The 22,577-nt window shown below is 63.6% G+C and carries 25 protein-coding genes; 13 read left to right on the plus strand and 12 right to left on the minus strand.

Features of this window, described 5'->3' with window-relative positions; genetic code table 11:
* Window positions 1-42: 42 nt before the first annotated feature.
* A complete protein-coding gene (locus D3242_RS04415; RefSeq protein WP_019859151.1) occupies window positions 43-501 on the minus strand; it encodes an Lrp/AsnC family transcriptional regulator in 459 nt (152 codons plus the stop codon).
* Between the two features lie 123 nt (window positions 502-624).
* On the opposite strand from D3242_RS04415, the gene D3242_RS04420 reads away from it, so the two are divergent.
* Together D3242_RS04420 and D3242_RS04425 are read left to right on the plus strand one after the other, a co-directional pair.
* Window positions 625-1,908: a cystathionine gamma-synthase family protein gene (locus D3242_RS04420; protein ID WP_019859150.1), complete on the plus strand. Its 1,284-nt coding sequence runs from the start codon at window positions 625-627 to the stop codon at window positions 1,906-1,908.
* 162 nt (window positions 1,909-2,070) lie between these two features.
* Window positions 2,071-2,514 carry a CHRD domain-containing protein gene (locus tag D3242_RS04425; protein WP_064983763.1) on the plus strand — a complete coding sequence of 148 codons (444 nt, stop codon included), beginning with the start codon at window positions 2,071-2,073 and terminating at the stop codon, window positions 2,512-2,514.
* Window positions 2,515-2,562: 48 nt separating this feature from the next.
* On the opposite strand, the gene D3242_RS04430 is transcribed toward D3242_RS04425, so the two are convergent.
* The 3 genes from D3242_RS04430 to D3242_RS04440 all read right to left on the minus strand — a co-directional run bounded on the left by D3242_RS04430 (window position 2,563) and on the right by D3242_RS04440 (window position 6,425).
* Complete coding sequence (locus D3242_RS04430) at window positions 2,563-4,212, minus strand: thiamine pyrophosphate-binding protein (protein WP_064983765.1); 1,650 nt, start codon at window positions 4,210-4,212, stop codon at window positions 2,563-2,565.
* Window positions 4,209-5,384, minus strand: coding sequence for a CaiB/BaiF CoA transferase family protein (locus tag D3242_RS04435; protein WP_064983767.1), 1,176 nt, complete (start codon window positions 5,382-5,384; stop codon window positions 4,209-4,211). Before D3242_RS04435 ends, D3242_RS04430 begins: the two co-directional genes overlap by 4 nt.
* Before the next feature lie 72 nt (window positions 5,385-5,456).
* Entirely contained in the window at window positions 5,457-6,425 is a 969-nt protein-coding gene (locus tag D3242_RS04440) for an alpha/beta fold hydrolase (protein WP_064983768.1), read from the minus strand.
* Between the two features lie 183 nt (window positions 6,426-6,608).
* Between D3242_RS04440 and D3242_RS04445 the strand changes: the two genes are divergently transcribed.
* Complete coding sequence (locus tag D3242_RS04445; protein WP_064983770.1) at window positions 6,609-7,616, plus strand: ribonuclease T2 family protein; 1,008 nt, start codon at window positions 6,609-6,611, stop codon at window positions 7,614-7,616.
* 19 nt (window positions 7,617-7,635) lie between these two features.
* Here the strand turns inward: D3242_RS04445 and D3242_RS04450 are convergent, their stop codons facing one another.
* Entirely contained in the window at window positions 7,636-8,922 is a 1,287-nt protein-coding gene (locus D3242_RS04450; RefSeq protein WP_081296101.1) for a GGDEF domain-containing protein, read from the minus strand.
* Between the two features lie 257 nt (window positions 8,923-9,179).
* Here D3242_RS04450 and ettA point away from each other — a divergent pair, with 257 nt between their 5' ends.
* From ettA to D3242_RS04475, 5 genes are all read left to right on the plus strand, one after another.
* Window positions 9,180-10,829 carry an energy-dependent translational throttle protein EttA gene (gene ettA, locus D3242_RS04455; RefSeq protein WP_064983772.1) on the plus strand — a complete coding sequence of 550 codons (1,650 nt, stop codon included), beginning with the start codon at window positions 9,180-9,182 and terminating at the stop codon, window positions 10,827-10,829.
* Between the two features lie 46 nt (window positions 10,830-10,875).
* Window positions 10,876-11,646 (plus strand): trans-aconitate 2-methyltransferase, encoded by a 771-nt coding sequence (gene tam, locus D3242_RS04460; RefSeq protein ID WP_064983773.1) that lies wholly within the window; start codon window positions 10,876-10,878, stop codon window positions 11,644-11,646.
* A 110-nt stretch (window positions 11,647-11,756) separates the two neighbouring features.
* The gene (locus D3242_RS04465) at window positions 11,757-12,092 is read left to right on the plus strand and encodes a hypothetical protein (RefSeq protein ID WP_064984297.1); all 336 of its coding nucleotides are present in this window, start codon (window positions 11,757-11,759) and stop codon (window positions 12,090-12,092) included.
* A gap of 131 nt (window positions 12,093-12,223) precedes the next feature.
* Window positions 12,224-13,345, plus strand: coding sequence for a beta-ketoacyl-ACP synthase III (locus D3242_RS04470; RefSeq protein WP_019859136.1), 1,122 nt, complete (start codon window positions 12,224-12,226; stop codon window positions 13,343-13,345).
* 167 nt (window positions 13,346-13,512) lie between these two features.
* The gene (locus tag D3242_RS04475) at window positions 13,513-13,929 is read left to right on the plus strand and encodes a GFA family protein (protein ID WP_038647769.1); all 417 of its coding nucleotides are present in this window, start codon (window positions 13,513-13,515) and stop codon (window positions 13,927-13,929) included.
* A 26-nt stretch (window positions 13,930-13,955) separates the two neighbouring features.
* Here D3242_RS04475 and D3242_RS04480 read toward each other — a convergent pair whose 3' ends face one another.
* From D3242_RS04480 to D3242_RS04490, 3 genes are all read right to left on the minus strand, one after another.
* Window positions 13,956-14,522 carry a methyltransferase family protein gene (locus D3242_RS04480; RefSeq protein ID WP_038647767.1) on the minus strand — a complete coding sequence of 189 codons (567 nt, stop codon included), beginning with the start codon at window positions 14,520-14,522 and terminating at the stop codon, window positions 13,956-13,958.
* Window positions 14,523-14,621: 99 nt separating this feature from the next.
* A complete protein-coding gene (locus D3242_RS04485; RefSeq protein WP_064983775.1) occupies window positions 14,622-15,020 on the minus strand; it encodes a VOC family protein in 399 nt (132 codons plus the stop codon).
* 18 nt (window positions 15,021-15,038) lie between these two features.
* The gene (locus tag D3242_RS04490; RefSeq protein WP_020628922.1) at window positions 15,039-15,461 is read right to left on the minus strand and encodes a hypothetical protein; all 423 of its coding nucleotides are present in this window, start codon (window positions 15,459-15,461) and stop codon (window positions 15,039-15,041) included.
* A 195-nt stretch (window positions 15,462-15,656) separates the two neighbouring features.
* Between D3242_RS04490 and D3242_RS04495 the strand changes: the two genes are divergently transcribed.
* Together D3242_RS04495 and D3242_RS04500 are read left to right on the plus strand one after the other, a co-directional pair.
* Complete coding sequence (locus D3242_RS04495; RefSeq protein ID WP_223217716.1) at window positions 15,657-16,214, plus strand: TetR/AcrR family transcriptional regulator; 558 nt, start codon at window positions 15,657-15,659, stop codon at window positions 16,212-16,214.
* On the plus strand, window positions 16,211-16,849 hold the full coding sequence (locus tag D3242_RS04500; RefSeq protein ID WP_064983779.1) for an MOSC domain-containing protein: 639 nt from the start codon (window positions 16,211-16,213) through the stop codon (window positions 16,847-16,849). The genes D3242_RS04495 and D3242_RS04500 overlap by 4 nt, the downstream gene beginning before the upstream one ends.
* 66 nt (window positions 16,850-16,915) lie before the next feature.
* On the opposite strand, the gene D3242_RS04505 is transcribed toward D3242_RS04500, so the two are convergent.
* Together D3242_RS04505 and D3242_RS04510 are read right to left on the minus strand one after the other, a co-directional pair.
* A complete protein-coding gene (locus tag D3242_RS04505; RefSeq protein ID WP_064983780.1) occupies window positions 16,916-17,755 on the minus strand; it encodes an SDR family oxidoreductase in 840 nt (279 codons plus the stop codon).
* A 132-nt stretch (window positions 17,756-17,887) separates the two neighbouring features.
* The gene (locus D3242_RS04510) at window positions 17,888-18,850 is read right to left on the minus strand and encodes a D-amino acid aminotransferase (RefSeq protein ID WP_064984298.1); all 963 of its coding nucleotides are present in this window, start codon (window positions 18,848-18,850) and stop codon (window positions 17,888-17,890) included.
* Window positions 18,851-19,007: 157 nt separating this feature from the next.
* On the opposite strand from D3242_RS04510, the gene D3242_RS04515 reads away from it, so the two are divergent.
* Window positions 19,008-19,517: a hypothetical protein gene (locus D3242_RS04515; RefSeq protein WP_038647760.1), complete on the plus strand. Its 510-nt coding sequence runs from the start codon at window positions 19,008-19,010 to the stop codon at window positions 19,515-19,517.
* A 5-nt stretch (window positions 19,518-19,522) separates the two neighbouring features.
* On the opposite strand, the gene D3242_RS04520 is transcribed toward D3242_RS04515, so the two are convergent.
* Window positions 19,523-19,837 (minus strand): DUF2293 domain-containing protein, encoded by a 315-nt coding sequence (locus D3242_RS04520; protein WP_038647758.1) that lies wholly within the window; start codon window positions 19,835-19,837, stop codon window positions 19,523-19,525.
* A complete protein-coding gene (gene tsaA / locus D3242_RS04525; RefSeq protein WP_081296103.1) occupies window positions 19,834-20,358 on the minus strand; it encodes a tRNA (N6-threonylcarbamoyladenosine(37)-N6)-methyltransferase TrmO in 525 nt (174 codons plus the stop codon). Before tsaA ends, D3242_RS04520 begins: the two co-directional genes overlap by 4 nt.
* Window positions 20,359-20,552: 194 nt before the next feature.
* Between tsaA and D3242_RS04530 the strand changes: the two genes are divergently transcribed.
* Together D3242_RS04530 and metF are read left to right on the plus strand one after the other, a co-directional pair.
* Entirely contained in the window at window positions 20,553-21,575 is a 1,023-nt protein-coding gene (locus D3242_RS04530; protein WP_010910281.1) for an ArsR/SmtB family transcription factor, read from the plus strand.
* A complete protein-coding gene (gene metF, locus D3242_RS04535; protein ID WP_019859120.1) occupies window positions 21,575-22,492 on the plus strand; it encodes a methylenetetrahydrofolate reductase [NAD(P)H] in 918 nt (305 codons plus the stop codon). Before D3242_RS04530 ends, metF begins: the two co-directional genes overlap by 1 nt.
* Window positions 22,493-22,577 lie beyond the last annotated feature (85 nt).

The raw sequence follows: 22,577 nt of genomic DNA on the forward strand, positions 1-22,577 counted from the left end.
CATGCTCAAACGACAAGATGGAGCGGCGCCCCTGGCCAGATGTCAGAGGCGCCGTTCCTTTATGGTGTTCATGACGAAGCTGGTCTCGATCGAGGCGACGCATTTCAGTCGTGCGATCTTCTCCTTGATGAAGCGCTCGTATTGTTCGAGGCTTCCGGTCACCACTTTCAGCACATAGTCGCGCGAACCGGTGACGAGGTGGCACTCCAGCACCTCTTCCCAGCCGCGGATCGCGTCCTCGAACATGACGATCTCGTCCTCGTTCTGCCGGCTGAGCCGGATTGTGGCGATGGCGACCATGCTCCAGCCGAAGGCGGCGGGATCGACCAGCGTGGTGTAACCCTTGATCACACCCGTCTCCTCCAGCCGCCGCACGCGCCTGAGACAAGGTGACGGCGACAGGCCGATGCGCTCGGCGAGCTCGTTGTTGGTGATGCGGGCGTCATCACGCAGTTCGCGCAGAATCCTGAGGTCAAAATCGTCGGCTATCTTCTGCTGCATTTTTTATCACTCGGGGCAATTTCTTGCCGGCAAGCAGCCATGTACGGCCGAAAATAGCAAGGACTGGCCGATCTAGATCGCATAAATTGCGGCGGGATATCTCTCAAAAAAGCAGGAAAAGCCATGACCGCGCCACGCCCGTCGAAAACCCATATCGGCAACCACAAGCTCCATCCGGAGACGCTGATGCTGAGCTATGGCTTCGATCCGCAGCTTTCGGAAGGCGCGGTCAAGCCGCCAGTGTTCCTGACCTCGACCTTCGTGTTCAAATCGGCGGAAGAGGGGCGCGACTTCTTCGACTACACGTCCGGCCGCAAGGAACCGCCGAGCGGCACGGCATCGGGTCTCGTCTATTCGCGCTTCAACCATCCCAACAGCGAGATCGTCGAGGACCGGCTGGCGATCTATGAGGGCACGGACGCCTGCATCCTGTTTTCGTCCGGCATGTCGGCGATCGCAACGACACTCCTGGCCTATGCCCGTCCGGGCGACGTCATCCTGCATTCGCAGCCGCTCTATGGCGGCACCGAGACGCTGCTGACGCGCACGCTGTCCGGCTTCGGCATCGGCGCTGTCGGCTTCGCCGACGGTGTCGACGAGAAGGCGGTTCGGGCAGCCGCCGATGCCGCGGTGGCGAAGGGGCGCGTTTCCGTCATCCTGATCGAGACGCCGTCGAACCCGACCAACAGCCTGGTCGATATCGCGCTGATGCGGACGATCGCTGATGAGATTGGTGCGGGCCAAGGGTCAACACCGATCATCGTCTGCGACAACACGCTGCTCGGCCCGGTGTTCCAGCGGCCGATCGAGCACGGCGCCGATGTCTCCGTCTATTCGCTGACCAAATATGTCGGGGGCCATTCCGACCTCATCGCGGGCGCGGCCATGGGCAGCAAGGCCGTCACCAAGCCGATCAAGGCGCTGCGCGGCGCGATCGGCACGCAGCTCGACCCGCATTCCTGCTGGATGCTCGGCCGTTCGCTGGAGACGCTGTCGATCCGCATGGAGCGGGCCAACGACAATGCGCGCCTGGTGGCCGAATTCCTGCGCGATCATGCCAAGGTCGAGAAGGTGCATTATCTGCCGTTCCTGGGCGAGGATACGCCGGCGGGGCGCGCCTATGTGAGGCAATGCAGCGGCGCCGGCTCGACATTCTCCTTCGACATCAAAGGCGGAGAGAAGGCGGCTTTCGCATTTCTCAACGCCCTCCAGATCTTCAAGCTGGCGGTAAGTCTCGGCGGCACCGAGTCGCTCGCCAGCCATCCGGCGGCCATGACCCATTCCGGCATTCCATTCGACGTTCGCCAGCGCATCGGGGTGCTGGAGACCACGGTCAGGCTGTCGATCGGTGTCGAGCATCCGGACGATCTGATCGCGGACCTGACGCAGGCGCTGGCGTCGGCCTGAAGCTTGCTCTTTGGAAACTACAAAGGGGCGAGCGATCGTCCCCTTTGCTTTTCCTGGTAACAAAAACGTGTGCGGGGAAACATTGCGCGCTCCAGCCGTTGCGTTGAAGCATGCGCGCGTCGGGGGACCGTGACCCATGCGACAGCCAATCGGAGGTTTTTCATGCGCACATATTCTTTCCTGCCGGTGTTTTCGGCTCTTGCCGTTTCGACCGCCTTCCTGCTCGCTTCGCCAGCAATGGCCGAGGTGGTGAAGTACAAGGCAACGCTCGATGGCGGCCAGCAGAACCCGCCCGTCACCACCAAGGGCAAAGGCACCGCCACGCTCACCTTCGACACCACCAAGAAGAAACTCAGCTGGAACGTCAAATATTCCGGCCTCAGCGGACCGGCGACGGCAGCGCATATTCACGGCCCGGCGGCGATGGGTGCGAATGCCGCTCCGGTCATCCCGTTCAAAGGCAAGCTCAAGAGCCCGATCAAGGGGTCGGCAACGCTGACGGATGCGCAGGCCGCCGACCTGGCGGCCGGCAATTATTATGTCAATGTCCATACCGCCGCCAACAAGGACGGCGAGATCCGCGGCCAGATCGAGGCGGCGAAATAACGGAAACCGCTTAAAAAAGGGGCGGGCGACCGCCCCTTTTTGTTTGGATCACGCCTTGTCGCGGATCTGCGTCATCGTGCGGGTTGGCGTGATCGCTTCGGGGTCGAGCCTGATTTCGACGATGGCCGGCTTGCCGCTGGCCCGCGCTCGCTCGAAGGCCGGCGCGAAGTCGGCCGTCTTCTCGACCGTCTCGCCATGGCCGCCATAGGCGCGTGCCAGCGACGCGAAGTCGGGATTCCTGAGATCGGTGGCAACGACGCGGCCGGGATATTCGCGTTCCTGATGCATGCGGATGGTGCCGTAAATGCCGTTGTTGACGACGATCACGACAATGGGCAGGTCATATTGCACGGCGGTGGCGAACTCCTGGCCATTCATCAGGAAGCAGCCGTCGCCGGCAAAGGCGATCACCGTGCGATCCGGATAAAGCGCCTTGGCGGCGACGGCAGCCGGGGTGCCGTAGCCCATCGAGCCGGAGGTCGGCGCCGCCTGCGTGCCGAAACGGCGGAAGCGGTGGAAGCGGTGCACCCAGGTGGCGTAGTTGCCGGCGCCGTTGGCGAAGATGGCGTCGTGCGGCAACTCCTGTTCCAGATAGTTCATGATCGGGCCCATCTGCACGTCGCCCGGACCCGTCTGCGGCGGCGTCGACCATTCGAGATAGGCGCTATGCGCTTTCGCCGTCTCGGCCGTCCAGGATGGTGTGCCGGCCGGCTTGCGCTTGGCAAAGGCCTCGACGAAGGCGGCGGGCGAGGCGTTGATCGCCAGCGTCGGCCGGTAGACGCGGCCGAGCTCGCCGGCGTCGGCGTGGACATGCACCAGCGCCTGGTCGGGGTAGGGGCTTTTCAGCAGCGTGTAGTCGGAAGAGGGCATCTCCCCCATGCGCCCGCCGATCAACAGCACGACATCGGCCGCCTTGACCTGCGCCGCCAGCTTGGGGTTGATGCCGATGCCAACGTCGCCGGCGTAGTTCGCGTGAAGATGGTCGAAGAGCATCTGGCGGCGGAAAGAGCAGCCGACGGGAAGCGACCATGTCTCCGATATGGTGCGCATGCGCGCGACGGCTTCCTCATTCCAGCGTGTGCCGCCGAGGATGACGAATGGTAGCTTGGCGCCGTTGAGCAGCATTTCCAGCGCATCGAGTTCGGCCCCGCCGGGATAGGTCTCGACCGGCTTGTGGGGAAGCGCTTCCGGAGCCTGGACCTCGCTGGTCAGCATGTCTTCGGGCAGCGAGATGACGACCGGGCCAGGCCGTCCCGATGTCGCGACCGCGAAGGCGCGGGTGACGAATTCGGGGATGCGCGAGGCGTCGTCGATCTCGACCACCCATTTGGCGATGTCGCCGAAGAACCTCTTGTAGTCCACCTCCTGGAACGCCTCGCGCTCCTTGGCGTGGCTGGCCACCTGGCCGATGAACAGGATGAGCGGCACCGAATCCTGCATGGCGATGTGGATGCCGGCGGAGGCGTTGGTGGCGCCGGGGCCGCGGGTGACGAAGCAGATGCCGGGCTTGCCGGTCAGCCGGCCCTGGCAGTCGGCCATCATCGCGGCACCCCCCTCCTGGCGGCAGACGATGGTGCGGATCGATGAATCGTGCAGCGCGTCGAGCACCGCCAGATAGGATTCGCCGGGCACGCAGAAGATGCGGTCGGTGCCGTTCGCTTCCAGCGCTTCGACGATCAGTTGTCCACCGGTCTTCATTTTGCTGATCTCTCCAGTTCGGCAAGGATTTCGTCGGTGTGTTCGCCCAGGCGCGGCGAAGGGCGCTCATAGACCAGCGGCGTGCCCGACATCACCATCGGCGCGCGCACCGAGGGCAGAAGATTGCCATGGCCGTCGTCGAGGTCGAGCCGCATGCCGCGCGCGATCGTCTGCGGATCAGCAAACATCTGGCCGATCGTGTTGATCGGGCTGGCCGGCACGCTTGCCGCTTCCAGCTTTGCCAGCAGCGGGGCGCGATCGAGCGTGCTCAGCGCCTCGACGATGCGTTCGCGCAGCTTCACCCGGTTGGCGACCCGGGCCGGATTTGTGGCGAAGTCGGGATTGGTCGACAATTCATCCAGCCCGACGGCGGCACAGAATTTGGCGAACTGGCCGTCATTGCCGACCGCCAGGATGATGTGGCCGTCCCGGACCGGCACCACCTCGTAAGGCGCGATGTTCATATGCGCATTGCCCATCTGCACCGGCGACTTGCCGGAGACGAGATAGTTGAGGTTCTGGTTGCCGAGCGCCGAGATCTGCGTGTCGAACAGCGCCATGTCGATATGCTGGCCCTCGCCGGTTTGTTCGGCATGCCGCAACGCGGCCTGTATGGCGATGACGGAATAGAGCCCGGTGAAGATGTCCGAGATGGCGACGCCGGCCTTTTGCGGCTCGCGGCCGACCTCGCCGGTGATCGACATCATGCCGGCCATGGCCTGGATGATGAAGTCGTAGCCGGCGCGCGGCGCATAGGGCCCGTCCTGGCCGAAGCCGGTGATCGAGCAATAGACGAGGCGCGGGTTGATCTTGCGCAGGCTGTCGTAATCAAGCCGGTATTTCTTCAGGCCGCCGAGCTTGAAATTCTCGATCAGCACGTCCGACGTGGCGACCAGCCGGCGCACGGTCTCGGCGCCCTCCGGCGTCGAGAAATCGATAGCGATGGAACGCTTGCCGCGGTTGCAGGAATGGTAATAGGCGGCCGACAGGTTCTCGCCGTCATGGCTCATGACGAAGGGCGGGCCCCATTTGCGGGTGTCGTCGCCGCCATCGGGACTTTCGACCTTGATGACGTCGGCGCCGAGATCGGCAAGCAATTGCCCGGCCCATGGCCCAGCGAGGATGCGGGCGAGTTCGACGACGCGGACGCCTTTCAGGGGTGGTTCGGCCATAAATCACCGTGATTGCCGCAATCACCATGATTGCCGCGAAAGCAGAGCCTCTATCAAGCCCGGCATCGGCTGTCACGGCCCTTGCAATAGGCCAACGGGCCGGTTCGAAAAGGATTCCAGCACGCTGTCGGCCCAGGTGGCGAAATCGTTCATCATGATATCGCGGTTCACCTCGTTCAGGCCTTCGTGGCGGGTGTCGGCGTAAACCTTTGAAGCGAGATTCGAAAAGCCCATCCCGCGCATGCGATTGGCAAGGTGGGTGATGCCCTTGCCATAGTCCGAGGCGGGGTCTTTCTCGCCGCCGATGATGGCGACGGGAAGGTCGCGCCGGACGCCGGCAAAGCCGGCATCCTTGCCGCCGTTGAGCGCCATCGAGACCACGTCGCGCCACATCGACACGGAGGCATCCCAGCCGCACAGCGGATCGGCGATGTATTTCGCCACCTCGGCCTCGTCGCGCGACAGCCAGTCGAACGGCGTGCGGTGATCGGGCACCGCCTTGCCCCAGGCCTGAAAGGTGAGTTTCGGCAGCAGGCGGGACGGGACATCGGAGCCCAGCCGCATCCGTTCCCAGGCCAATATGCCGAGCGCCACCTGCCCAAGCCGCCCTTGCGAAAAATTGCCGTTCCAGATCGCGGCGGCATGGATGCGCGGCGAGTGTTCCAAAAGGTAGTTCAGCGCCACCGACGCGCCCATCGAATGACCGAAGAGGATGACCGGCAGGCCTGGGCATTCGCTGGCGATGAGGTCATGGATGGCGTCGACATCGGCGATCACCTTGGCCGGGCCATCCTCGTCGGCGAATTTGCCGAGCGGTGCGTCAGGCGCCTTGGTCGCGCCGTGACCGCGATGGTCATGGACATAGAGGTGGAAGCCGCGCATCGAGAGGAAATCGGCAAAGCGGGCATAGCGCGCGGCGTGCTCGGCCAAGCCATGGTTGATCTGGACGACCGCACGCGGTTTGTCTTCAGCCTGCCTGACGAAGAGATTGAGATCGGCGCCGGTCGGTGAGTGGACCATGCGTTGCTGATTGAAAGGCATGGCCGCCCGCTCTCCCCCTCGTTTTATCGTTGTTGGCTTTTCTTGCGCCGGCGCCGGTTACGCGTCAATCCACACCAAATGCTTTTGAGCGACGATGTTTCTTGCGTTCGACCAGCAAAATATCGCAATTCTGACATGGAGACAGCTTCAGTCTGTCGCCCACTTCTCAGCCGGGGATCTCTCATGCGCATTGGTGTCGTTTTCGGATTGGCCATGCTGGCGGTATCGCTGGCCAATGCTGCGCATGCCGAAGTCAAGATGAGCGGCACCTTCGTTGCCGATGCGGCCTGTCCGGCAACGCAAGCCATCAAGAACGGCAAGAACCCCGGCAACGTCTCGACCGATGCCGGAAAGAGCTACCAGCTGCTGGCCGGCAACAAGGACGCGCCGACGCATTATCTGATCCTGGTGCCGGGCGCCGATCCGGAGCGCCGCTGGGTGAAGGTCACTTGCGGCCATGTCTCGGGCAGCAGTGCCTCGACGGTGCCTGCGGCACCTGGCGGACAAGGCAAGGCCGCCCCATCGGGGAAACCCGAATATGTCTTCGCGCTGAGCTGGCAGCCGGCTTTCTGCGAGACCAAGTCGAGTAAAACCGAATGCAGGGCGCAGAACCCGAATGAGTTCGACGCCACCAACTTCACCTTGCATGGGCTGTGGCCGCAGCCGAACGGCAATTCCTATTGCCAGGTGGCGGCCGGCGACAAGGCCAACGACAATCCCGCTCACTGGAAGGATCTGCCGCCGGTCAATCTGGACGCCGGCACCCGCAAGGAGCTCGATCAGGTGATGCCGGGCACGGCCTCCCAGCTGGAACGGCATGAATGGATCAAGCACGGCACCTGCTACGGCAAGAGCCAGCAGGAATACTTCTCCGACGCGCTCGGCCTGATGCGACAAGTAAACGCCTCGCCGGTGCGCGAGCTCTTCGTCAAGACCATTGGCGGCAAGCTGACGGCGGACCAGATCCGTGGCGCCTTCGACCAGGCCTTCGGTGCCGGGGCAGGGGATCGCGTGCGGGTGTCCTGCGTCATCGATCCCTCAAATGGCCGGCGGCTGATTGGCGAATTGACGCTCGGCCTTGCCGGCCCGATCAGCCCGAACGCTTCGCTTAAGGACCTGCTGCTGGCTTCCGTGCCGACCAACAAGGCCGGTTGCCCGATAGGCACCGTCGACGCGATCGGGTTCCAGTAAGGACACACCTGGCTCTAGATCAGAACTGCGCCGACCTGGTCCAGGCGATGGCGGCGTCCGGCTCATGGCCGCCCGGCTCGCCGACGACGCGGTCGCGTCCGGTGGACTTCGCCTTGTAGAGGCGCTGGTCGGCAAGCGCGAACAGATCGGCAAGACAGCGCGTCGTTTCGCTGACGGTTGAAACGCCGGCGCTGACGGTCAGCTCGAAACGGCTGGCCACGGGCGATGCCTTGACGGCGTAGCGGATGCTTTCGCCAAACAGCCTGGCGACCGGATGCGGGCGCGAACTGAGGATGGCGAACTCCTCGCCGCCGATGCGGAACACCTGGTCTTCGGCGCTCGCCACTTCGCGGAGCAGGCTTGCTACCGCTTTCAGCACCTTGTCGCCTTCGGCATGGCCGAAACGGTCGTTGATCGACTTGAAATGGTCGACATCGACGATCAGCAGGCTGAGGGGCCTCGCCGTGCGCAGGCTGACCTCGACGGCGGCTTCACCGTCGGCGTCGAAGCGGCCGCGATGCAGCAGGCCGGTCAGGCCGTCGCGGCCGACATGCTCGACCAGCGCTTCATAGCGCTCGCGATAGGTCAGCGTTTCGAAAATGTCGGTCAGCCCGCGCGGCAGCCCAATGTCGCGAGCTTCGAACCATCTGAGGTAGGCCACGAGCATGCCGCTGAAGGCAAGCGCCGCCGCCATCTTGGCGAACCAGCCGCCGAAGAAGACGGCAATCGGCGCGCCGGCGACGAAATGCAGCGCGGTGAAGAAGCCCGCCTGGTCGAAGGTCAGCACGCAGGCGACGCAGATCAGGATGCGCGCGAACTGCGCCTTGCGCAGGGTGCGTCCAAGTCTTTCATAGAGCAGGATGATCAGGATGGCGTCGATGAACAGGAGCGTCGTGCCCCACACCATCAGCCAGCCCATCTCGTCGATGAAGCCGATATCGGGCAGCTTGCCGTCGGGGAGCGGCGCGATGGCATGCAGGCGCAGGAGCAGCACCAGCCCGATCATCAACGCATTGCCGAGCAGCAGGCCATAAATGGGCTGGCGCACGGTGGCGGCGTCCTCCTTGATGTAGAGCAGGAGCAGCATCACCAGCTTGCCCGAAAACAGCACCGCCGAGCCTGGCGAAACCAAGCCGAACGGCAGCGCGACATAAAAGACGCTGGCGAGATAGGTCTCCAGGAAATGCATGACGCCGAGCGCGCATACGAAGACGCCGAGGCCAATGCGCTTCCTGAAGCGAAAAAGCGTCACCATGACGCTGAAGTAGACGACCGCTTCGGCAAGGAGCAGGAAACTGTTCAGCACTGCCGTCGATCCGCTTTCTCTGCTGGAATCGCGGCCAGCCAGCGATTCCACCCCGATCCTGTTGTGACGCGGAAGGGTTAACCGGAGATTTCAACGCGCCTGGTGACCGGCGGAAAACTTCGGCGGTCAGTGCACACGTGTCCGTGTGTTCGGCTTGATCTGGCAAAAGCGATTGCCGTTCGCCGCCGCATCGCCTACATAGCGGCCAATCTCCATTCAAATCGGCAAATCCAGTCAGTTTTTCAGGGAAAGCGCGCGTGGCACGCCAGTTTATCTATCACATGTCCGGCCTGTCGAAGGCCTACGGCACCAAGAAGGTGCTCGATAACGTTCACCTGTCCTTCTATCCGGACGCCAAGATCGGCATTCTCGGGCCCAACGGCTCGGGTAAGTCGACCATCCTGCGCATCATGGCCGGGCTCGACAAGGAGTTCCAGGGCGAGGCGTGGCTGGCCGAGGGTGCCACCGTCGGCTACCTGGCGCAGGAGCCGCATCTCGACAACTCAAAGACCGTGCGTGAAAACGTCATGGACGGCGTCGGCAGGAAGACCGCCATCATCGAGCGCTACAATGAGCTGATGATGAACTATTCCGACGAGACGGCCGACGAGTCCGCCAAGTTGCAGGACGAGATGGACCGGCTCAACCTGTGGGATCTCGACCAGCAGGTCGAGATGGCGATGGACGCGCTGCAGTGCCCGCCGGCCGATTCCGAAGTGACCAACCTGTCGGGCGGCGAGCGTCGCCGCGTGGCGCTCTGCCGGTTGCTTCTGGAACAGCCCGACCTATTGCTGCTCGACGAACCGACCAACCATCTCGACGCCGAGACCACGGCGTGGCTGGAAAAGCACCTGCGCGACTATCCCGGCTCGGTGCTGATCATCACCCACGACCGTTACTTCCTCGACAATGTCACCGGCTGGATCCTCGAGCTCGACCGTGGCCGCAGCATTCCCTATGAGGGCAATTACACCAGATATCTCGACGCCAAGGCCAAGCGCCTGATCCAGGAAGGCCGCGAGGACGACGCTCGTCAGAAGTCGATCTGGCGCGAGCGTGAATGGATCCAGTCCTCGCCGAAGGCGCGCCAGACCAAGTCCAAGGCGCGTATCAAGGCCTATGAGGAACTGGTCGAGCAGTCGCAGAACCGCAAGCCGACCGACACACAGATCGTTATTCCCTCGAGCGAGCGCCTCGGCAACGTCGTCATCGAGGTCGAAGGCCTCAACAAGGGTTTTGGCGACGAGCTTCTGATCGAGAACCTGTCGTTCCGGCTGCCGCCGGGCGGCATCGTCGGCGTTATCGGCCCCAACGGCGCCGGCAAGACGACGCTGTTCAAGACCTTCACCGGCCAGGAAAAGCCGGATGCGGGCACCGTGCGCATCGGCGAGACGGTCAAGCTCGGCTATGTCGACCAGAGCCGCGACGCACTGGATGGGAACAAGACCGTGTGGGAAGAAATCTCCGGCGGCGCCGAAATCATCAAGCTCGGCAAGCACGAGATCAACAGCCGCGCCTATTGCTCGTCCTTCAACTTCCGCGGCGGCGACCAGCAGCAGAAAGTCGGCAACCTCTCCGGCGGCCAGCGCAACCGCGTGCACCTGGCCAAGATGCTGAAGAACGGCGGCAATGTCCTGCTGCTCGACGAACCGACCAACGACCTCGACACCGAAACGCTGGGAGCGCTGGAAGACGCGCTCGAAGCCTATGCCGGCTGCGCCGTCATCATCAGCCACGACCGCATGTTCCTCGACCGTATGGCGACGCACATGCTGGCCTTCGAAGGCGACGCGCATATCGAGTGGTTCGAAGGCAATTTCGAGGAATATGAGAAGGACAAGCTGCGGCGCCTGGGCGCCGAGGCGGCGGCCCCGCACCGCATGACGCACAAGCGGCTGACGCGGTAGGGGACCGTTAGGGCGGTGAATTCTCAAAGCCACATGAGGAGTTCAAATGGCTGACTGGTCCGCCGCCCAATATCTGAAATTCGAGGATGAGCGCACGCGGCCGGCCCGTGACCTTGTCGCGCAAGTGCCGGTCGACTTCCCGCGCCGGGTCGTCGACATAGGCTGCGGGCCTGGCAATTCGACCGAGCTTCTGGTCGAGCGCTGGCCGGATGCGCAGGTGATAGGCTTCGACACCTCGCCCGACATGATCGAGAAGGCGAGGGCGCGCCTGCCCAATGTCAGCTTCGACCTGGCGGACGCGGCGACATGGCAGCCGGCCGAACCGGTCAATGTGATCTTCGCCAACGCGGTGTTCCAGTGGCTGCCCACGCATCCGGCGGTGTTCCAGCGGCTGATGGGCTTTCTGGCGCCTGGTGGCGCGCTGGCCGTCCAGATGCCGGACAACCTGCTTGAGCCCTCGCATCAGATGATGCGGGAAACCGCCGCCGAAATGCCCTTCGCCGATAAGCTCAAGGGTGCGGCGCGCGGACCGTTGCCGCCTGTGTCGTTCTATTATGACCTGTTGTCGCCGCTCTCCGATCGGCTGGATATCTGGCATACGGCCTACAACCATCCGCTGGCCGACGCCGAGGCGATCGTCGAATGGGTGAAGTCGACCGGGCTGAAGCCCTTCCTCGATCCGCTGGACGCCGACGAGCGCAAGATGTTCCTCGACAGCTATACGGCCAAGATCGTCAAGGCCTATCCGAAGACCGCCAACGGCAAGGTGTTGCTGCGCTTCCCTCGGATTTTCATTGTCGCCAAGCGGGCCGGCTAGGAAAGAATTATCCACTTCGCCTACAGCCGATTGCCGTGGCTTGACCCGGTTTCGCCGTCATGCCCAATTCATCGCGTGGGGCCATGATGGCCGCGTGGCAGGGGGAAATGATGAGTTTGAAAAGGTTGCTCTATGGCGGCTGCGTTTGCACGGCGGCACTTCTGGCGTTCTCGGTTTCGGCGCAAGCCAAGCGGGCGCGCTGCTTCACCACGGATGATGGGTATTTCCCGTGCAGCTACCGCGCCATCGATGATGCCGGCAGTTTCCGGATCTCGGCGCCGGGTTACCCGACCTATGTGCTGGAGATCGACGGGCCGGGCTTTGCCTATGGCTATGTCAATCTCGGCCGCCGCAACGTGCCGCTGCCGGGGCAGTTCGTGCGCAGCCGTGACGACGGCGCCTGCTGGAACAACCCGCAGACAAACACCAAGCTGTGCGCCTGGTGAAATCCTGGTTCAAGCCGGCCCGAATCCTTCGTTTAAGCCGGCGTAAACCGGCCGGATGAGAAAAGTGTTGCGCCGAAGCGTTTCGGCGCCCACATGAAGCCGCAACGCCTGCGGATGGGACGGACTGAAACATGCATCGCGTCATCATCAGCGGCATTGGCGCTGAAATTCCTGAAGCTGTCATCACGAATGAAGAACTGGTCGAGAGCTTCAACAGCTGGGTCGACACGGAGAATGCGCGCCGCCAGGGTACCGGCGAGCCTATGCTGCAGAAATCCGACAGCGACTTCATCGTCCATGCCTCGGGCGTGAAATCCCGTCATGTCATCGAGCGCGAAGGCATTCTCGACCCGACCCGCATGACGCCGCGCATTCCCGCGCGGCCCGACGATGCGCTGTCGCTGGAGGCCGAGTTCGGCATTGCCTCGGCCAGGAAGGCGCTCGACCATGCCGGCGTTGAGCCGTCCCAGATCGACCTGATCATCTGCTCGGCCTCGCACCACCAGCGGCCCTATCCGGCGATCGCCATCGAAATGCAGGAGGCGCTCGGCACCACCGGCGCCGGTTTCGACATGGGGCTCGGCTGTTCGTCCGCGGCGGCCGCCCTGCACATGGCGGTCAATCTGGTGCGCTCTGGCGCGCACAAGCGCATCCTGGTGACCACGCCGGAAATCATCACCGGCCATCTCAATTTCCGCGACCGGCAGACGCATTTCATCTTCGGCGACGCTTCGGTGTCGATGGTGGTTGAGGGGCTTGCCCAGGGCGACAAGCGGCCGGGGCGTTTCGAGGTGCTGGATACGCGGCTGTGGACGCAGATGTCGAACAACATCCGCACCAATCTCGGCTACCACACCCGCACCGCCCAGGATGATCCCTACATGATCAATCTGGAAGGCAACCTGATCAAACAGGTCGGCAACAAGGTGTTCAAGGAAGTCACCGTCGCCGGCCAGAAATTCATCGTCGAGTTCCTGGCCGAGCATGGGCTGACGCCGCAGGCGATCCGGCGCTTCTGGCTGCATCAGGCCAATGCGCGCATGAATGCGATGATCCTGAAGCTGTCGTTCGGCCACGATGTCGATCACGATCGCGCGCCGATGGTGCTGGAGCGGCTGGGCAACACGGCGGGCGCCGGCGCCATCGTCGCGCTGTCGGAGAACCATGCCGACATGAAGCCCGGTGATTTCGGCTTGATCTGCGCCTTTGGCGCGGGGTATTCGATAGGTGGCGCGCTCATCCGGATGCTCTAGGCAATGTCGCGGTGACGCTGGCCCGAAAGGGCCATTCGGACTTTCGTCCTCAGCCGGGCCGCTGCGCGCCCGTCCTCCATTCCCGTTCAGCCTGGACCGACCCTCGACACGCCCGTGTCGGGGGCGGCTTGAATCAACGCGATCCCGTTTCAGAAAGGAGAGTTCCAATGGTCGATGCCCGGTGTAGCTGCGGTGCCCTTACGCTGATGCTGACAGGACCATCAAAACTGGTTGTCGCCTGCCACTGTCTCGATTGCCAGCGCCGAACCGGCGCGCCCTTCGGCGTCGGCGCCTTTTATCCGGCTGACGCTGTCGCCATCTCTGGAACCGCGAAAGAATTCACGCGCGATACCACGAGCGGCGGCAAGGTGCACAACCACTTCTGTCCCGCCTGCGGCTCGACGGTCTATTGGAAAGCCGACAGGCTGCCATCGCTGATCGGTGTCGCGGTTGGTGCGCTTGCCAACCCGAACTATCCGCCGCCCGTCCGGTCGATCTTCGAACAGTCGAAGCATGATTGGGTTCAAATCGACGGTGCCGTCGACCATTTTCGGCAAGGCAGCGGGGCGGGGAAATCGAGCTGAGCGGGCGTTCGCCGCACCTTGGCGTGTCAGGCCGGCGTAAAGGGAACCAGCATCGGCACCCGCCGCGCGTAGTCGTCATAGGCGGGGCCAAGTTCGCCGCGCAAGAAGCGCTCCTCGAGTTTTGCCTTCATGACGATGCCGATGGTGAGCAGTGCGACACCTGCAATGCCCCACACAGTGCCTTTCGCGAGCATGGTGGCGAGGAGCGCCAGCAGCAATCCTGTGTAGATCGGGTGGCGGACGAGGCCGTATGGACCGGTATCGACCACGCGGTGGTCTGCCTTGGCAGTGACCGAGGCCGACCACAGCCTGCCCAGATGAATACGCGCCCACCACGAGAAGATGAGGCCGATGGCGATCAGGGCAATGCAAGCCCAGGCCTCGGCGAGGCTTGGTGTCCACAATCTCAACCTGCCCTCATAGCCGTGCGCCGGGACGAACAGCAGGACGGTGCCGGCCAGCCAGAACACTCGATAACGGACCTCCGCGCCGATGGTGGCGCGTTTTTTAGCCGGATCAGCCCACATGGCGGCCGCAATCCAGGTGACCACCCAGACGAGCCAAAGCAGCGCGATTGCCGTCGCCGGTCGCATGAGAACCTCCGCAGTGTCTCGCCAACATGAAAGCGATCCGACGCGGCGGCAATGCGGCACCAATTCCATTTCCGGTAAGAAGATCGTGATCCTTCGCCTTCATTGACCCGAGCAACTGAACATCCACTGCACGTCATAGGCGTCGACCAGCATGCCGAAGCTGGTTCCCCAATATTGCCGCGCCAGCGGCACGGTGATGCGGCCGCCGGCGGCCATGCGGGCAAAAAGCGCGCGCATGGCCACCAGCTCGTCGAATTCCAGCATCATGGCGGAGCCTTTCATCGGCTCCGCATCGTCATTGTCGGAGGCATAAAACAGCACGCCCGGACCTTCGAAGCGCGCATGCAGGATTTTTCCGCGCATGGTTTCGGTCCGCACCGGCATGCCGTTATCGCCCCAGCGCAGCAGGATCGTTCCCCGGCCAAGGCCGCACTGTTCGTAGAAAGCCAGTGCCGGCTCGCAATTGGTGGTGAAGAAGAGCGAAGGGGAGAGCCGCATCACATCTTCCCTATCAGATCAATGCGCAGCGGCGGTGGCGGCGGCGATGAGCGCGTCGCCGGTAAATTGCCTGTCGCCGATGCCCCAGCCGCCGTCAGGCGCGTTGACGATGTTGATCCAGGTATTTTCCGGCTTGTGCCCGGGCACGCAGAGTTCGGCGACAATTCCGGCGGCCGTGGTGATGAAGGCGTTGCGGGTCTCGATCGAGCCAAGGCCGATATTGGGCAATTTCAACTCCACCATCACGACGGGCCTGTTGGCGCCGCCGGCATAGATATGGCGCAACGGCAGGATGTGGACCGTGCCGCCGACGATCGCGGTGAAGAAGGCATTGCCGGTGGCGCCGGAAGCTTCGATGAGGGCGGCGCTGAGGCGCGGCAGGATCTCGCGCTCTCCGGCCTCTGTCAGGACGCCTTCCGGCGCGGTCACGGTGATGGGCATTGGTCTCTCCTTGTCCTCGGGCTGCACGGCCTTGCCGGAAGATCGTCTTCCGGCTTGCCATGTTTCGTATCAATTGTTACGTTATGTGAAACGAGCGAGTCAATAGGTTTCGTATCGATCACTATGGATAACTTGGAAAAGGCTAGGGGTGGTCGTCCCCGCACGTTCGACCCCGACCGGGCGCTGGATGCGGCGATGCATCTGTTTTGGGAGCATGGCTATGAGGCGACGTCGCTGGCCATGCTGCGCGAGGCGATGGGGCTGACGCCGCCGCAGATCTACAACGCCTTCACCGACAAGGAGACCTTGTTCCGCAAGGCGCTGACGCGCTACCACGAGACCGAGATCGGCTTTGCGCTGGATGCGCTGAGCGCGCCGGTACCGACGCGCGAGGCGATCCGGCGGTTGCTGCAGGGCGCGGCGGAGGCCTATTCCAGGCCCGGCAAGCCGGGCGGATGCCTTTTTGTCAGCGGTGCCCTGGCGGCCTCGCCGCAGGCGCAAGCCATCGCGGATGAACTCAAGGCCTATCGCAAGGCGAGCGAAGCGGCGATCGCGGAGCGTCTGGCCAAAGGCCAAGCGGCGAGCGATCTGCCGGAAGGCTTCTCCGTCGAGAGCTTCGCCAAATATATCGCCGGCGTCATGAACGGCATGTCGATCCAGGCGCGGGACGGCGCGTCGGCCGATGAGTTGCGCATTATGGCCCAAACCGCCCTTGCGGCCTTGCCGCCCGAAGAGCAAAAACGGGGAGCATGATTCAAGGACGGAACGCCATCATGGATCTCTTCCCCGAAGCCGAGAAGCCGGTCGAAATCATTCCGGCGAAGAAGCTTTCCGCTCGCGCCGCAGCGCTCTTTGTCGCGCCGGCGGATCATTTCCAGACGCGACCGGTGGAGGAATTGCGGCTCGGCTTCGACGGCATTTCGGGCGATTTCCATGCCGGATCGACGCGGCGCTCGGGCGGGCGCGAACCCTGGTATCCGCGCGGCACCGAAATGCGCAACGAGCGGCAGCTGTCGATCGTGGCCGGGGACGAACTGGCCATCGTCGCCGGGCGGATGGGCCTTCCCGAGATCAAGCCGGAATGGATCGGCGCCAATCTGGTGATCGAAGGCGTGCCGCATCTGTCGATGCTGCCGGCCGGCACGCTGCTGTTCTTCAAGGATGGCGTGACCCTCAAGATCGATGCCCAGAACGGACCATGCCGCATCGCCGGGCGATCGATCGCCGAAAATGCTGATATGGCCGACATCGAGGCCGGCGCGCTGCTCTTTCCCAAGGTGGCCAAGCGGCTGCGTGGCGTGGTCGCCTGGGTCGAGAAGCCCGGAACGATCAGGGTCGGCGAAGAGATTTCGGCGCGGGTGCCGGAGCAGTGGATTTATCAGGCATAGCCGCCCGTTCTCATCGTGACCGAAGGGCTACGCCGCTGATGAGCGGCGTAGCAAAATGCTGGAGCCTCAGCCCTTGCGGTTCTTGTTGGCGCCTTGCGCCATGACGGACACGTGGTCCCATTTGTCCCAGGTGGCGAGGCGGTTGGCGTACTCCTGGCGGATCATCGGCAGGCCGCCATCGCCGAAGAACACGCGCAGCGGCGGCTCGGCAGCATCGACGATGGCCAGCATCGCCGGGCCGGTCGCCTCGGGATCGCCGGCGACCGAATTGGCGCGGCGCTCGGCCATCTTGGCGCGGGCGGGCGCATAGGCTTCGATCGGCTTGGAGACCTTGGCTGAGGCGCCGGACCAGTCGGTGGAGAAGCCGCCCGGCTCGACCAGCGTGACATGGATGCCGAATTCCGCGACCTCGATGCTGAGCGACTGGCTGAAGGCTTCCAGCGCCCATTTCGAGGCATGGTAGAGGCCGAGCGAGGCAAAGGCGTTGACGCCGCCGATCGACGAGATCTGGATGATGTGGCCGGACCGCTGCGCCCGCATGATCGGCAGCACGGCCTGCGTGACCCACAGAGCGCCGAACACATTGGTTTCGATCTGGTCGCGGGCTTCTTGCTCGCTGACCTCTTCGATGGCGCCGAAATGGCCGTAGCCGGCATTGTTGATGACGACGTCGAGCCGGCCAAAGCGCTTGTGCGCCTCGGCGACAGCGGCATCGACGGCTTTCTTGTCGGTGACGTCGAGCGTGATCGCGGCAATGTTGTCGCCATATTTCTCAACCAGATCGGCGAGCGTGCCGGCGTCACGGGCGGTCGCGGCAACGCGGTCGCCGCGCGCCAATGCGGCCTCGGCCCAGACGCGGCCAAAACCCTTCGACGATCCGGTGATGAACCAAACCTTGTTTGTCATGATGTGGAATCCTTGCCCCTGCGGGCGCAATCTTGGATAAAAGCGGAGGCTTCTCCGCTTTCGGGCATATACGGCCTATCCCGTGATTTTCCAGAGGCGAGGGGGATCTTTTTTGAACAAGACGCCCTTTGATCAGGGATAACTCACCTGAGACGACCAGGCCGGATCGTCGTGCTTTTGCCAGTAGAGCACCATCAGCCGGCCGGTAACAGGCCCGACCTTGCCGTCGGCGATCGCAGCGCCATCGATCTCAGTCACCGGCATGATGCCGCCCGCGGTCGAGGTGATGAAGACCTCGTCGGCCGCCTTGAGCGCTGCAACGCTGACATCGGCGGCGGCGGCGACAAGACCGTCTTCGGCGCAGAGATCGAAGACGGTGCGGCGGGTGATGCCAGGCAGCACGCCGATGGCCGGCGTCGACAGTTTGCCATCCTTGACGCAGAAGACGTTGAAGCCCGGGCCTTCGGCGACATTGCCGTTGAAGTCGAGGATGAGCGCGGTCTCCGCACCGCGGTCATAGGCGTCGTAGAGGCCGCGCACCAGGTCAAGCCAGTGGTAGTTCTTGATCGACGGATCGACCGAAGCCGGCGGGATGCGCACCTTGTCGCTGATGGCGACGCGCAGGCCGCGCTGCAGCTGCTCGGCATTGGCGACCGAGCCGAACGGCACAGCGAAGGCCATGAAGCGGTTGATCGCCTGGCGCGGATCGCGGCTGAAGGTCGGCGAGGCGCCGCGCGTGCCCAGCATTTCGACATAGGCGGCGCGATGGCCCGAAAGGGCGACGCAATTGTGCAGGATCTCGGCCACGCCATCCCTGTCGAAGGGAATGGTCATGCGCAGCTTTTCGAGCCCGCCGAAGAAGCGGTCGAGATGCAGGTCGAGGCGGAAGAAGCGGCCGTTCCAGACATGCACCGTGTCGTAGGTGGCATCGGAATGCAGGAACCCCCAATCCAGCACCGACACCTTGGCCTGCGACATCGGCAGGTACTGGCCGTCGAGGAAGGCGATGCCATCGGGATAGGCGTGCGGGTCAATGTGGCGGGCGCCGACCGTGGGCAGCGGCCTTGAAGCCTGTGTTGCCGTCGTCTGGTCCATCGTGGCCTCCTCGCGGGCGGGGCGGGTCATCAGCCTATAGGTGCCGGACAGAAGGCATAGTGCCAGCCGTCCGGGCGCTGTTCGTCCTCCATAACGGTCCAGCCGATACACCGGATTGGAATTGCCGTATGATAGGTGGCTTGGAGTGGGAGGGGATATGGGCAGGCTTGGGACGGTCATCGCGACCATGATGATTTTCGCCGGCGCGGGCGAGGTCAGCGCGCAGTGCGTGAAACAAGGTGACGAACTCTGCCAGAACGGCCAGACCTATCGCTGCGAGAAGACCGGCAGCGAACTGACGCCGATCTTCCAGAACCTGCCTTGCACGGTGAATGCGCCGGCGCAGACGCTGACCGGCACCTGGGTCGGCAGTGGCCACCAGAGCCCGGCGGGGGACGCCGGCGCCGACTGGTCGATCGCCATGACGATCAGGGATGACGGCGCGTCGATCGATTATCCGTCACTCGGCTGCGGCGGATCGCTGTCGCAGACGTCGAGGGACGAGACGTCGGCGGAATTCCATGAGAGCATCACCTACGGCCAGGACAAGTGCATCGACGGTGGCGACATCACCGTCCGGTTTTTCAAGGGAAACCTGTCCTGGACCTGGGTCGGCCAGGCCGACGGCCAGCCCTACAATGCGATCGCCGTGCTGACCAGACAATAGCCGCCTCATTCCTCTTCGTCGTCGGCGTCGAGCAAACGTGTCGCGCGCCAGCGGGTGAGCACGATGTTGGTCTGCTCGATGACGAAGAAGCGGGCGGAGTCGCGGTCATAACCCTCGGCCAGCAGCTTTTCGTAGTCGGTGTGCATGTGGCGGATGTGGGCGATCGTCGCCAGCCACACGGCAATGCCCGGCGGCAAGGTCTTCAAATGCACCGCGCCGGCGTCGGCGCGGATCTTCTCCATGTCGGCATAGGGCGCCAGCGGCAGAAGCGCGGTCAGCGCCTTGGCGATGGCGCGGCGGCGGCCGGTCGGTGCTGTCATCGTTCATCGCGTCCTTCGACGATCGCCTCTGGCATGGCGTCGGTCGAGGCGAAGTAGGGCTTGATGTCGATGACCGGCGTGCCGTGGAGCACGTCGATGGCGTCGAGATCGAGGCGCCCAGTGGCGATGTCCAATCCGATGAGCCTTGCCACATGCAGGCCGACCGGGTTCGGCCGGGCAGGGGAGCGCAGGCCGAATACGCCTTTCGCTTCAGCCGCATGGCGAGGTTTTTGCACAATCAGATTCCGCGGCGCGTGATGCAGCCAGGACAGGATGATGACATGGCTGGCGCGCTCCAGCCCGCGCAGGCCTTCACGATAGGGCGCGTCGATGGTCAGCATCGCCGGCTGCCCGGTCTCGCGCGCCGTGTGCATGTTTTTCGGGCAGCTTTCCCGCGTTACCCAAGGCGAGGCGATGCGGCCGATGAAGACGATTCCGGCATCCGCCGGCATCGTTGCCGGATCCTGTTCCAGCCTCTGCTCGCCTTCGCGTGCCTCGAACATTTCGCGCGGCCCGGTCATTTTGCCCATCTCCGTGCTGCTGGCTGCCATTGTCAGAAGACCGCTACACATTTTTGGGCGGCGCCCACCGGAAAATCACGCATGCGGCATTTTCTCGTCCGGAAGCGACATAGCGCTTGCAAGGTTTTGAAAATCGACATAAACATATGTTTATATCTTTTTCAAAGTGAATGCGCTGAAAAGAGAATACGCTGATGCATGTTTCGCTCGACACCATGGTGGATACGCTAAAGGCGGCGGCCGAATCCAGCCGCCTGCGCATATTGGCACTGTTGTCGCGTGGCGACCTCACCGTTTCCGATCTTACCGAAATTCTCGGCCAGTCGCAGCCGCGCGTTTCGCGGCATTTGAAGCTGCTTCTCGAGGCCGGGCTGATCGACCGCTACCAGGAAGGGTCATGGGCGTTCTTCCGCCTGTCGGATGCCGATTCCGCGCGTGACTTCGTCATGGGCCTGGTTTCCAGCATTCGCGGCGCCGATCCGCAGGTCGAGCGCGACCTCGAGCGGCTGGCCTCGGTCAAGCGCAAGCGGCAGGACCGGGCGGCGGAGTATTTTTCGGTGAATGCCGCAAGCTGGGACCATATCCGCTCGCTGCATGTGCCGGACCGCGCGGTCGAGGCGGCGATGCTGAAGCTGGTCGGCAAGCGGCCGTTCCAGTCGATGCTGGATCTCGGCACCGGCACCGGGCGGCTGCTCGAAATCTTCTCGCCGCTCTACCGGCGCGGTGTCGGCATCGACATGTCACGCGAGATGCTCACCGTGGCGCGCGCCAATCTCGACAAGGCCGGCGTTTCCAATGCGCAGGTGCGGCAGGGCGATATCTTCTCGCCGCCGGTCGAGCGCGATGCCTTCGATCTCGTCACCATCCACCAGGTGCTGCACTATCTCGACGATCCGGCCCGCGCCATCCACGAGGCGGCGCGGCTTTTGCGCCCGTCGGGCCGGCTGGTCATCGTCGACTTCGCGCCGCACACGCTGGAATTCCTGCGCGAAGAGCACGCACATATGCGCCTCGGCTTTTCGGACCGGCAGATCGGCGAATGGTTTGCCGAGGCCGGCCTTGATCTCGAGGATGCCCAGGAATTCGAGCCGCGCGGCGGCAGCGAGCCCAGGCTCACCGTCAAACTCTGGCTTGGCCGCGATAGGCGCCTGCTGATCGCCGACCCTGCCAATGACAGCCAGCAGACCAAAGTGAATTCGATAGGGGAAATCGCCTGATGAACCAGTTCCGCTTTTCCCGCCGCCCCGACATTGGCGACAAGGTCAAGGTTTCCTTCGAATTCTTCCCGCCCAAGAATGACGAGATGGAGGCGCGGCTGTGGGACACGGTCACAAGGCTGGAGCCGCTGAAGCCGAAATTCGTCTCGGTGACCTATGGCGCCGGCGGCTCGACGCGTGAGCGCACGGCGCGCACCGTCTGCCGCATCCTGAACGAGACCAGCCTGACGCCGGCCGCGCACATGACCTGCGTCGATGCCGCCCGCCATCAGGTCGACGCGGTGATCCAGGAATTCGCCGATATGGGCGTCAAGCGCTTCGTCGCCCTGCGCGGCGATCCGGCCGCGGGCGTTGGAACCGCTTACCGTCCGCACCCGGACGGCTATGCCAATGGTGCCGAGCTGGTCGGAGCTCTGAAGGACGCTGGCGATTTCGACATTTCGGTTTCGGCCTATCCGGAGAAGCATCCGGAAAGCCCCGACTTCGCCACCGATATCGACATGCTGAAGCGCAAGGTCGACAATGGCGCGACGCGGGCGATCACCCAGTTCTTCTTCGACAACGATCTCTACGAGCGCTATGTCGAGCGCGCGCGCCGGGCCGGCATCTACATCCCGATCGTTCCCGGCATCCTGCCGGTGCATAATTTCACCCAGGTCGCCAATTTCTCGGCGCGCTGCGGCGCGCTGGTGCCGGCATGGCTGGCCGAGCGCTTCGACGGCCTGCAGAACGACCCGCAGACCCATGCGCTGGTGGCATCCGCCGTCGCCGCCGAACAGGTTCTCGACCTGGTCGAACGCGGGGTGGGCGACTTCCACTTCTACACGATGAACCGCGCCGACCTCGTCTTCGCCATCTGCCACATGATCGGCATCCGCTCGCATGAGGCGGAGGTGGCGGGCTCGGCTGCTGCATGAGGCAGCGCTGAACAGCAAAAGGCCGGGTAAAAACCCGGCCTTTCGAATTGTTTAGACTATCTGGTGCTGGTCTTCCCCGTTTTGG

Origin of the sequence: Mesorhizobium jarvisii, assembly GCF_003601985.1 — a bacterium.
Classification (GTDB): Bacteria; Pseudomonadota; Alphaproteobacteria; order Rhizobiales; family Rhizobiaceae; genus Mesorhizobium; species Mesorhizobium jarvisii.

What these genes read in the sequence shown, in the direction of transcription:
- D3242_RS04420 (WP_019859150.1), top strand. Translation starts at nt 625, where the DNA reads ATGACCGCGCCACGCCCGTCGAAAACCCATATCGGCAACCACAAGCTC.
- D3242_RS04435 (WP_064983767.1), bottom strand. Translation starts at nt 5,384, where the DNA reads ATGGCCGAACCACCCCTGAAAGGCGTCCGCGTCGTCGAACTCGCCCGC.
- D3242_RS04495 (WP_223217716.1), top strand. Translation starts at nt 15,657, where the DNA reads ATGCATCTGTTTTGGGAGCATGGCTATGAGGCGACGTCGCTGGCCATG.
- D3242_RS04485 (WP_064983775.1), bottom strand. Translation starts at nt 15,020, where the DNA reads ATGCGGCTCTCCCCTTCGCTCTTCTTCACCACCAATTGCGAGCCGGCA.
- D3242_RS04425 (WP_064983763.1), top strand. Translation starts at nt 2,071, where the DNA reads ATGCGCACATATTCTTTCCTGCCGGTGTTTTCGGCTCTTGCCGTTTCG.
- tsaA (WP_081296103.1), bottom strand. Translation starts at nt 20,358, where the DNA reads ATGACCGGGCCGCGCGAAATGTTCGAGGCACGCGAAGGCGAGCAGAGG.
- D3242_RS04480 (WP_038647767.1), bottom strand. Translation starts at nt 14,522, where the DNA reads ATGCGACCGGCGACGGCAATCGCGCTGCTTTGGCTCGTCTGGGTGGTC.
- D3242_RS04440 (WP_064983768.1), bottom strand. Translation starts at nt 6,425, where the DNA reads ATGCCTTTCAATCAGCAACGCATGGTCCACTCACCGACCGGCGCCGAT.
- D3242_RS04430 (WP_064983765.1), bottom strand. Translation starts at nt 4,212, where the DNA reads ATGAAGACCGGTGGACAACTGATCGTCGAAGCGCTGGAAGCGAACGGC.
- tam (WP_064983773.1), top strand. Translation starts at nt 10,876, where the DNA reads ATGGCTGACTGGTCCGCCGCCCAATATCTGAAATTCGAGGATGAGCGC.
- D3242_RS04415 (WP_019859151.1), bottom strand. Translation starts at nt 501, where the DNA reads ATGCAGCAGAAGATAGCCGACGATTTTGACCTCAGGATTCTGCGCGAA.
- D3242_RS04490 (WP_020628922.1), bottom strand. Translation starts at nt 15,461, where the DNA reads ATGCCCATCACCGTGACCGCGCCGGAAGGCGTCCTGACAGAGGCCGGA.
- D3242_RS04465 (WP_064984297.1), top strand. Translation starts at nt 11,757, where the DNA reads ATGAGTTTGAAAAGGTTGCTCTATGGCGGCTGCGTTTGCACGGCGGCA.
- metF (WP_019859120.1), top strand. Translation starts at nt 21,575, where the DNA reads ATGAACCAGTTCCGCTTTTCCCGCCGCCCCGACATTGGCGACAAGGTC.
- D3242_RS04500 (WP_064983779.1), top strand. Translation starts at nt 16,211, where the DNA reads ATGATTCAAGGACGGAACGCCATCATGGATCTCTTCCCCGAAGCCGAG.
- D3242_RS04445 (WP_064983770.1), top strand. Translation starts at nt 6,609, where the DNA reads ATGCGCATTGGTGTCGTTTTCGGATTGGCCATGCTGGCGGTATCGCTG.
- D3242_RS04510 (WP_064984298.1), bottom strand. Translation starts at nt 18,850, where the DNA reads ATGGACCAGACGACGGCAACACAGGCTTCAAGGCCGCTGCCCACGGTC.
- D3242_RS04475 (WP_038647769.1), top strand. Translation starts at nt 13,513, where the DNA reads ATGGTCGATGCCCGGTGTAGCTGCGGTGCCCTTACGCTGATGCTGACA.
- D3242_RS04515 (WP_038647760.1), top strand. Translation starts at nt 19,008, where the DNA reads ATGGGCAGGCTTGGGACGGTCATCGCGACCATGATGATTTTCGCCGGC.
- D3242_RS04470 (WP_019859136.1), top strand. Translation starts at nt 12,224, where the DNA reads ATGCATCGCGTCATCATCAGCGGCATTGGCGCTGAAATTCCTGAAGCT.
- D3242_RS04520 (WP_038647758.1), bottom strand. Translation starts at nt 19,837, where the DNA reads ATGACAGCACCGACCGGCCGCCGCCGCGCCATCGCCAAGGCGCTGACC.
- D3242_RS04505 (WP_064983780.1), bottom strand. Translation starts at nt 17,755, where the DNA reads ATGACAAACAAGGTTTGGTTCATCACCGGATCGTCGAAGGGTTTTGGC.
- D3242_RS04530 (WP_010910281.1), top strand. Translation starts at nt 20,553, where the DNA reads ATGCATGTTTCGCTCGACACCATGGTGGATACGCTAAAGGCGGCGGCC.